This window comes from Anaerolineae bacterium (assembly GCA_011176535.1).
Taxonomy (GTDB): Bacteria; Chloroflexota; Anaerolineae; order Anaerolineales; family DRMV01; genus DUEP01.
Genome location: DUEP01000117.1, coordinates 25,972 through 34,653 on the forward strand (window position 1 = coordinate 25,972; position 8,682 = coordinate 34,653).

Sequence of the window (8,682 nt, forward strand, 5' to 3'; positions counted from 1 at the left end):
CCTCCATCTCCCTGGGGGGATTATGCCGTCAACGAAGCCACCGTCGGGGCGTCCAGCCGCTTGAGCACGGCGACCAACAACTGCACGGCATGGTCAAAATCGTCGCGATGAATAATGGAACTGTGAGAATGGATGTGACGGGCCGCCACGCCCAGCACCACCGTGGGCACGCCCGTCTTGAACCGATGGATCACCGACCCATCGGTCGCCCCGCCTTCGATGTAGGAAAGTTGCACCGGGATGCCTTCGGCCTCCGCCGTGTCAAGGACGAAGTCCCGCAACGCAAGGTTGGGGATCATGGCCCGATCGTAAATCACCACCGTCGGCCCCTGGCCCAACTTCACGCTGGACTGCTCCGGGGTGATTCCGGGCACATCCCCCGCGATATCCGATTCCAGAATAATGGCTACATCGGGCTCCACCACCCACACACTGGTGGAGGCCCCGCGCACCCCTACCTCCTCCTGCACCGTGACCGCGCCGTAAACCGTGTTGGGATGCTCCTGCTCCTGCAACGCCCGCAACGCCTCAATCAACACGGCCACCCCAACCCGGTCGTCAAACGCCTTGGCCAGGTAACTTTTGCCGTTGGCCAGAGAAACAAAATCCGCCCTGGGGATCACCGGATCGCCAGGGCGTACCCCGGCGGCTTCCACTTCTTCCTTGGAAGTCGCCCCAATGTCAATGTACATTTTGTCTTTGGTGACCACCTTGCTCCGCTCGTCGGGGGGCAAAAGGTGAGGCGGCTTTGCCCCGATGACGCCCACCACATCCCCCTTGCGCGTTTTGAGGATCACCCGCTGGCCCAACAGCACCTGGTCAAACCAGCCACCCAAAGGCAGGAACTTGATGAAGCCCTCTTTGGTGATGTGTTTGACCAGGAAACCGATTTCATCCATGTGGGCGGCCAGCATCACCCTTGGGCGCTCGGCGCGGCCCACCCTGCGGCAGATCACGCTGCCCATTTTGTCCTGGGTGAGTTCCCCCAACGGCTCCAGGTACTTTCGTATCACGGCCCGCACCGGGGCCTCATAGCCGGGAACGCCATGAGCCTCGGTCAGTTCCTGTAACAATTTTGCCGTAGCATCCATAAAATCATCCCTTTAAATTGACCTATTCCAAGTGTCCAAATGATACCCGAAAGCCTAGAACTTGTCCAGGAGTTCACAATCTCGTTACCTCTCCCGGGGCGAATGGGGGCTGGCGTCCTGGCCCAACTCCCGGGCTCGCTCATAGGCCGCCCACACCGCCCGTGAAATGGCCGTGCGGAAGCCGGCTTTTTCCAGGTAGTACAGGGCTGCCGCCGAGGTTCCGCCCGGTGAGGTGACCTGGTTGCGCAGGTGGGCCAGATGCACCTGACTCTGCTTCTGGCGGTAAAAGGCCGCCGACCCCAACACCGTCTGCGCCACCAGTTGCTCGGCCACCCGCCGGGGGAACCCCAAATGCACCCCGGCATCGACCAGGGCTTCCATAAAAAGGAAGACATACGCCGGGCCGGTGCCCGAAAGCGCCGTGGCCATATCCAGATAATCCTCGTCTTCCAGATACACGGTCTCGCCCAGCGCGCCAAGGATGCGCTCGGCCACCTGATGCTGTTCGGGGGTCACTGCCTCAGTGGCCGTCCAGACGGTGATGCCCTGACCAATTTGGGCCGGAGTGTTAGGCATGGCCCGCACCACAGCCGGACGCCCTAGGCGTTCGACAATCAACCCCATGGGCGCACCCGCCACGATGGAAAGCACCAGCGCCCCTTCAGGCAGGGCCTGGCCGATCTGCGAGAGGGCCTGTCGCAGCCGTTGAGGCTTCACCGAAAGCACCAGCACATCGGCCTCACGAGCCGCCTCAGCGTTGTCGGAGGTGGTGTGAATGCCGTAACGCTGCGCCAGTTCGTGCAGCCGTTCTTCTCTTGGGCCAGCGGCCCACAAAGCCTCGGCCGGGGCGACGCCCTGCTGCAGCAAGCCGGCAATCATCGCCTCGGCCATCACGCCGGGCCCGATGAAAACAATGTGTTGGGTGAGCGGCCTCATCGCGGTACTCCAAAATGGGATAGGCACCCCGTATGGGGCGCGGAAGGTCCCCCGAGGTCCAGCCCAGGCCCCAAGGACTATTCGCGCGGCCCGCGAGTGTTTTCCTCGATGTCCAGCAGGATTTCCAAAATGTAGGCCAAAGCCTCGAAGACCACCACGGCCATGAACAAAGAGGCAAAGCCCACATACTGGCCCACCAGGGTGCGCACCATATCCATCACGCTGGCCCTCTGCACGCGGGAGAAGACATCCCAGCCCACGAGAAGCACGGTGACGACGATCAACACTAGAAAGACGCGCGCGGCCACCCGGGACCAGAAAGCCAGGCGCACCACTTTGGTCGGATTGTGCCAGGTCTCCACCACGGGGGTTTCCTGTTCCATCTCAAGGGAGGGTTGCATGGTTTGCTTGCTCACGGTGCACTCCTTTGAAAAAGATTAGCGGCTGAAGTATCGCAGCGCCAGCCGCAAGCGCTCTTCCACATCCGGAGGGGCTTCTTTGGGCAGGCTTTGCAGCGCCGCCTGGGCCTCGACTACACTGTACCCCAGGGCCACCAGGGCATCAAGCACGGACGCATCCACCTCGGCCAGGGCCGCCACCTCGCCCAGGGCCTCCTCCGGTTGCAACGCATCTTGTAAATGAAGCAAAATCTTCTGGGCGGTCTTGCGCCCCACGCCAGGGACGCGGTGGAACACTTCGGGCTGCTCCTGAAACACCGCCCGCCGAATGGCTGCCGGGGTAAGGGCCGAAAGGATGCCCAACGCCAGGCGGGGGCCAACGCCGTTCACGCCCAGCAGGGTCACGAAGAGGTCGCGCTCCTCGGCCGTGGCAAAGCCGTAGAGGGTGAGGGCGTCTTCTCGCACCACCAGGTGCGTCGGGCCAGCCCACGCCTCCCCCACCGCGGTCTGCTCCCACAAGGGGCGCGGCACGGAGACCCACACCCCCACCGGCCCAACCATGACCAGCAAGCGGTCGCCTTGCTTGGCGCTCACCCGTCCTTCGAGAAACCCGATCATGGCTCTCCGCGGCTCAGCGCAGCGAAGCGGGCATGTTGGGCGTGGCACAGCGCCACGGCCAGGGCGTCGGCCGCATCATCGGGGCGCGGGCGCTCGGCCAAGCGCAACAGCGCCTGCACCATGCGCTGCACCTGTTGTTTGTCGGCGCTGCCGTAACCCGTCACCGCTTCTTTGACCTCGTTGGGGGCATATTCGGCCACCGGGATCTCGCCCATGGCCAACGCCAGCAACACCACACCCCGCGCCTGTCCCACGGCCATGGCCGTGGTCACATTGCGCTGAAAAAACAATTTCTCCACCGCCGCCTGTGCGGGGCGATGGAGGGAGAGAAGGTCTTGCAACGCGGTGTAAAGTTGCCGCAAACGCTCCGGCAACGGCTGCCGGGCCGGAGTGCGCACCACCCCGTAACTCACCACGCACACCTCCCCGCCCGGCGCAAGGTCAATGACCCCATAGCCAGTGATGGCCGTTCCAGGATCCAGGCCCAGGATGCGCATGACGTCCTAAGCGGCCTCCATTTTGGCCAGGGCTTCCTCGGTGATGTTCAGGTTGCTGTACACTTCCTGAACATCGTCCAGTTCTTCCAGCGCCTCAATGACCTTGAGCACCTGCACGGTGGCATCGGGGTCCAGGGTCATTTCCTGGGTGGGGATCATCTTCAACCCCGCCTCGTCGGGCTGGATGCCTGCCTGGGCCAACTGCTCGCTGATGCTCCTGAAGTTCTCCGGCTCGGCGAAAATCTCAATGACTTCATCGTCGAACTTCACGTCGTCGGCACCGCCTTCCACGGCCAACTCAAAAATCTTATCCGGGTCGTTGTCTTTAGCAGGCAGAGCGAAGTAGGCCATGCGCTTGAACTGCCAAGCCACCGAGCCGCTCTCGCCAAGGCTGCCGCCGTAGCGATTGAGCACATGGCGCACATCGGACACGGTGCGGTTGCGGTTGTCGGTGACGCAGTGAATCATCAGGGCCACGCCGTGGGGCGCATACCCTTCGTAAAAGATTTCTTCTAGGGCGCCGCCGCTCTTGTCCTCACCCGTGCCGCGCTTGATGGCCCGCTCGATGTTGTCTTTGGGCATGTTGGCCGCTTTGGCCCGCTCGATGGCCAGCCGCAAACGCACATTGACCTCGGGATCCCCCCCGCCTTCACGGGCCGCGATGGTAATTTCACGGGCCAGACGGGTGAACAGTTTACCGCGCTTCGCATCCTCGGCCGCTTTCTTGCGCTTGATGGTTGACCATTTCGAATGTCCGGACATAGCAACTCCTCTCCATTGAAAAACACCGGCCCCCTACCCATGATGCCTGGCTGGGGAAATTATACCATGGGTCGGTGCTGGCGCTTCCGGACCCGGGGAGCGCCCGCCGGGCTCCCGGTTCCATCCTTCCCCATAGCCCTTACCTTCTCCCAGAAATGCTCGGGGGCCTGCCTCCAAACCAGGAGGACTACGCCTCACCGATACGCAACACCGCCTCACCCGTCACACGGCTGTGCTTCAAATCCTCCAGCGCCTCGTTGGCCGCCTCAAAGGGGTACGCCTGCACCGTGGTGCGCACCGGAATCTCGGCGGCCAAACGCAAGAAATCCACCCCATCCTGATAGGTGGCGTTGGCCACGCTGCGCACCGTCTTCTCCCAATAGATCAAGTCATAGGGCATCTCGGGAATCGGGCTCATGTGGATGGCGTTGATGGCGACAGTACCGCTACGACGCAAGTTATGTAAGGCGTAATGCACCACCACCCCCGCCGGGGCGAAAATGAGGGCGCGATCCAGAGGCTGAGGTGCCTGCTCGTGCGGCTGCCCCACCCACGCGGCCCCCAGTTCCTCGGCATGGCGCTGATGGTTGGCCGAACGAGTGAACACATAGACCTCACAACCCCAGTGGCGCAGCACCTGAATGGCGATGTGGGCGCTGGCCCCAAAGCCGAACAACCCCACTCGTTCTCCGGGCTGCACTTCGGCCTGGCGGATGGTGCGGTAACCGATGATGCCTGCGCAAAGCAACGGAGCCGCGTGCAGGTCGTCCATCGAGTCGGGCAGGGGCAGCACGTACCTCGCCTCGGCCAGCATGTACTCGGCATAGCCCCCGTCCACATGAAACCCGGTGAAGCGGGCGTTGGGGCACAGGTTCTCCTGGCCGCGTTGACAATACTCGCATTCCCCGCAGGCGTCGTAGAACCAGGGCACCCCGACCCGGTCGCCCAGCTGCACCTGGGTTACGCCCTCGCCCAGGGCATCCACCACCCCCACCACCTGATGGCCGATGGTGATGGGCAAGTGGGGCGGATGAATGTCGCCCTCCACGGTGTGCAAATCGGTGTGGCACACACCGCAAGCCAGAATGCGCAGCCGCACCTGACCGGGTCCGGGCTCCGGCCTGGACACCTCTTCCAGGCGCAGCGGATGGCTTTCTATCGGCGCATGGGCATACAGTCGATAAGCACGCATGGCAAGCCTCCTTCACCAACCAAGGTGAAACCAAACGGCCCCTGGAGGGGCCGTGAGGGTGCTTACGCCGTGGGGTACTCCTCCCCGCGGATGAACGCCTCGGTCATCTCCCGGGCCACATCGTCGCGGAACTGCTTGGGCGGCGTCTTCATGAAATACGCCGAAGGCCCGATGATCGGCCCGGCCAACCCGCGGTCCTTGGCGATCTTGGCGCAGCGAATGGCGTCGATCATCACCCCGGCCGAGTTGGGCGAATCCCACACCTCCAGTTTGACCTCCACATTCAGCGGCACCTCGCCAAAGGTGGTGCCTTCCAGCCGGATGTACGCCCACTTGCGGTCCGTCAGCCAGGGCACATAGTCGCTGGGGCCCACATGGATGTTGTCTTTGGGGGTCTCGTAAGGAAGGGTACTGGTCACCGCCCCCGTCTTGGAGATCTTCTTGGACTCCAGACGCTCCCGCTCCAACATGTTGAGAAAGTCAGTGTTGCCGCCGAAGTTGAGCTGGTAGGTACGATCCAGACGCACACCACGATCCACAAAGAGGGTGGTCAAAGCCCGGTGGAGGATGGTCGCCCCCACCTGGGACTTGATGTCATCGCCGATCACCGGGAGCCCGGCTTCCTTGAAGCGTTTGGCCCAGTATTCGGAACTGGCGATGAACACCGGGATCCCGTTGACAAAGGCCGCACCCGCGTCCAGAATCTGTTCCACATACCACTTGGTAGCCATCTCAGACCCCACGGGCAGGAAGTTGATCACCACATCGGTCCCGGTATCCCGCAGGATTTTCACGATGTCATCGGTGGGGCCAGGCGCCTTGCGTACTACGCTTTGCAGGTATTTCCCCAGACCGTCGTGCGTCATCCCCCGGTACACCTTGACCCCCATGTGGGGCACCTCGGCAAATTTGTAGGTGTTGTTGGGATAAGCGAAGACGGCCTCGGAGAGATCCTTGCCCACCTTGGTGTCCACCACATCGAAAGCGGCGGTAAATTCGATATCCGAAATGTGGTAGCCACCCAGGTTGACATGCATCAAACCGGGCACAACTTCATCTTCGCGGGCGTTGCGGTAGAAATGCACGCCCTGAACCAGGGCCGAGGCGCAGTTGCCTACGCCAATGATGGCCACCCGCACCTTTTTGTCTCCCATGACTTCGTCCTCCTCACAAAAGATCATCGCTGATCGGCGATGTGCTATACTTTTACCATACCACTCCGACCGAGGCCAAGGGGTTTTTGCCCATGACCGAAGAAGCACGCTTACAGGAACATTTACGGCGTCTGGAGCGCTTGCTGGAAGTCAACCGCTCCATGAGCGCCATTCTGGATTTGAAAGACCTGCTCCACCACATCCTGGAGGTTGGCGCGGAACTGGTGGATGCGGAGAGCTGCTCTATTTTACTCTATGACGAAGAGAGCCAACAACTATATTTTGCCGCCGGGCCGCCATCTTTGCTTTCGCGAGCACAAAACATCCCCGTTCCTCTGGACAACAGCCTGGCGGGCTGGGTCTTCACCCACAATGAGCCGCTCATCACCCATGATGCCCCGCAGGACCCGCGCTACTTTCCGGGGATCGACCGCAACCTGCAACACCAGACCGTCTCTCTGGTCGCCGTGCCCTTACGCCTGCAGGACCGGGTGACAGGCGTGTTGGAGGCGATCAACAAACGCCACGGTTACTTCAACCAGCAAGACATCGAAACGCTGGAAATTCTCGCCGCCCAGGCCGCCATTGCCATCCACAATGCCCAGATGCTGCAAAAAGCGCAGACGGCTTACGAGGAACTCCAGCGTCTGGATAAGATGAAGTCCGACTTCATCGCCATCACCTCTCATGAACTGCGCACACCCTTGAGCCTGATCCTGGGCTTTGCCACTCATCTGCGGGAAATCCTGGACGGCGACGCCCAGCGTTACATTGAGATGATCATCCGCAACGCCTTACGCCTCAAGGAACTGGTGGAGGACCTTTCCCACCTGGAAAACTTCCAGCGACGCTCCTCCGTGGTGCAACGCCGGCCGTTCAATGTGGTGCTCACCCTGCGGGAACTCGTCCAGGAACTGAGCGCCCTGGCCGATACCCACGGCGTTACCCTGGAATTCAAGGCCCCAGACACCATCCCCTTGATCGAGGGCGACCGCAAGAAAATCGCCCTGGCCCTGCGTCAGGTGGTCAAAAACGCCATTCAGTTCAACCGTCCCGAAGGGAAGGTATGGATTCACCTGCATTCCATCCCCGGCTTTGTGAAAATCACCGTGGAGGACACCGGCATCGGGATCCCTGCCAAAGACCTTCCCCATATTTTCGAACGGTTCTACCAGGTGGAGAGCCATCTCACCCGCCGCCATGGAGGGATGGGACTGGGGCTTTCCATCGCCAAAACGATGATCGAGGCTCATGGTGGCCAAATCTGGGCCGAGAGCGAGGAGGGCAAAGGGAGCGTGTTTTCCATCGTATTGCCCGTGACTCAACGCCAGGTCAATGCGGGCCAGGTGTTGCTCCCGCCCGATCCCACGGCATAGAACACCCCGCTGCGTCTTGCCAAAGGGGGGAGGCTTTGTTATAATCAGCGCGCCGTCGGGGCGTGGCTCAGCCCGGTTAGAGCGCACGGTTCGGGTCCGTGAGGTCGGCGGTTCAAATCCGCCCGCCCCGACTGCAATTATCCAAAATCATCTTCGCGGGCTTCGCCCCGCAACGCCTGCAACGCGCCCCCGGCGAAGGCCGCGGGCGTTCGTGTTTATCTCCTCGAGGAGCCTTCCATGGCTACGCTCCCTATTACTCAAACCGCATCCCCTTTCCGATTCCTCACTTTGGATGAAGCGGCCCTTGAGACCGGTTACACAAAGGACAATTTGCTAAAGCGTGCTAAGGAAGGTAGAATTCTGGCAGGTATGTTCGACGGCACGCTGAGGGTCGCGGTGACCGAGAACGGAGAACTTGTGGAGATTGCCCCACTTCCCCAAAACGGCAACGAAGACGACATCAACGCCCGCCTGCGCCAAATCCGGCGGGAGGACTTCGCGCATTTGGAGGGGGTGAAGATTACCGTTTCCGAGGCGGAACAACGGTATGGTATCAACCGGCGCACAATTATTGCCTGGAAACAAAGGGGATACATCAAAACGCTGAAAACAGGATACCGAATGGAACTAAATGAGGCAGATGTGGCTTACTGCGCAA

10 protein-coding genes and 1 tRNA gene are annotated in these 8,682 nt (G+C 61.4%); 3 read left to right on the forward strand and 8 right to left on the reverse strand.

What is annotated here, in order from left to right:
- Window positions 1-20: 20 nt before the first annotated feature.
- The 8 genes from G4O04_10180 to G4O04_10215 form a co-directional block, all read right to left on the reverse strand.
- Window positions 21-1,091, reverse strand: a complete 1,071-nt coding sequence (locus tag G4O04_10180) for a M42 family metallopeptidase (GenBank protein HEY58878.1) — start codon at window positions 1,089-1,091, stop codon at window positions 21-23.
- Window positions 1,092-1,175: 84 nt separating this feature from the next.
- On the reverse strand, window positions 1,176-2,027 hold the full coding sequence (locus G4O04_10185; protein ID HEY58879.1) for a pyrroline-5-carboxylate reductase: 852 nt from the start codon (window positions 2,025-2,027) through the stop codon (window positions 1,176-1,178).
- 77 nt (window positions 2,028-2,104) lie between these two features.
- On the reverse strand, window positions 2,105-2,443 hold the full coding sequence (locus tag G4O04_10190; protein HEY58880.1) for a hypothetical protein: 339 nt from the start codon (window positions 2,441-2,443) through the stop codon (window positions 2,105-2,107).
- A 21-nt stretch (window positions 2,444-2,464) separates the two neighbouring features.
- Window positions 2,465-3,019: a Holliday junction branch migration protein RuvA gene (ruvA, locus tag G4O04_10195; GenBank protein HEY58881.1), complete on the reverse strand. Its 555-nt coding sequence runs from the start codon at window positions 3,017-3,019 to the stop codon at window positions 2,465-2,467.
- A gap of 20 nt (window positions 3,020-3,039) precedes the next feature.
- The gene (gene ruvC, locus G4O04_10200) at window positions 3,040-3,540 is read right to left on the reverse strand and encodes a crossover junction endodeoxyribonuclease RuvC (GenBank protein HEY58882.1); all 501 of its coding nucleotides are present in this window, start codon (window positions 3,538-3,540) and stop codon (window positions 3,040-3,042) included.
- Between the two features lie 6 nt (window positions 3,541-3,546).
- Window positions 3,547-4,302 (reverse strand): YebC/PmpR family DNA-binding transcriptional regulator, encoded by a 756-nt coding sequence (locus G4O04_10205; GenBank protein ID HEY58883.1) that lies wholly within the window; start codon window positions 4,300-4,302, stop codon window positions 3,547-3,549.
- A gap of 187 nt (window positions 4,303-4,489) precedes the next feature.
- Entirely contained in the window at window positions 4,490-5,494 is a 1,005-nt protein-coding gene (locus G4O04_10210; GenBank protein HEY58884.1) for a zinc-dependent alcohol dehydrogenase family protein, read from the reverse strand.
- A 62-nt stretch (window positions 5,495-5,556) separates the two neighbouring features.
- The gene (locus G4O04_10215) at window positions 5,557-6,648 is read right to left on the reverse strand and encodes an inositol-3-phosphate synthase (GenBank protein ID HEY58885.1); all 1,092 of its coding nucleotides are present in this window, start codon (window positions 6,646-6,648) and stop codon (window positions 5,557-5,559) included.
- A 92-nt stretch (window positions 6,649-6,740) separates the two neighbouring features.
- On the opposite strand from G4O04_10215, the gene G4O04_10220 reads away from it, so the two are divergent.
- From G4O04_10220 to G4O04_10230, 3 genes are all read left to right on the forward strand, one after another.
- Window positions 6,741-8,024 (forward strand): GAF domain-containing protein, encoded by a 1,284-nt coding sequence (locus G4O04_10220; GenBank protein ID HEY58886.1) that lies wholly within the window; start codon window positions 6,741-6,743, stop codon window positions 8,022-8,024.
- A gap of 56 nt (window positions 8,025-8,080) precedes the next feature.
- A tRNA-Pro gene (locus G4O04_10225) sits at window positions 8,081-8,155 on the forward strand.
- 106 nt (window positions 8,156-8,261) lie between these two features.
- On the forward strand, window positions 8,262-8,682 hold a 421-nt coding region (locus tag G4O04_10230; GenBank protein HEY58887.1), incomplete at its 3' end, for a hypothetical protein.

What these genes read in the sequence shown, in the direction of transcription:
- G4O04_10180 (HEY58878.1), bottom strand. Translation starts at nt 1,091, where the DNA reads ATGGATGCTACGGCAAAATTGTTACAGGAACTGACCGAGGCTCATGGC.
- G4O04_10220 (HEY58886.1), top strand. Translation starts at nt 6,741, where the DNA reads ATGACCGAAGAAGCACGCTTACAGGAACATTTACGGCGTCTGGAGCGC.
- ruvC (HEY58882.1), bottom strand. Translation starts at nt 3,540, where the DNA reads ATGCGCATCCTGGGCCTGGATCCTGGAACGGCCATCACTGGCTATGGG.
- G4O04_10215 (HEY58885.1), bottom strand. Translation starts at nt 6,648, where the DNA reads ATGGGAGACAAAAAGGTGCGGGTGGCCATCATTGGCGTAGGCAACTGC.
- G4O04_10205 (HEY58883.1), bottom strand. Translation starts at nt 4,302, where the DNA reads ATGTCCGGACATTCGAAATGGTCAACCATCAAGCGCAAGAAAGCGGCC.
- G4O04_10185 (HEY58879.1), bottom strand. Translation starts at nt 2,027, where the DNA reads ATGAGGCCGCTCACCCAACACATTGTTTTCATCGGGCCCGGCGTGATG.
- G4O04_10210 (HEY58884.1), bottom strand. Translation starts at nt 5,494, where the DNA reads ATGCGTGCTTATCGACTGTATGCCCATGCGCCGATAGAAAGCCATCCG.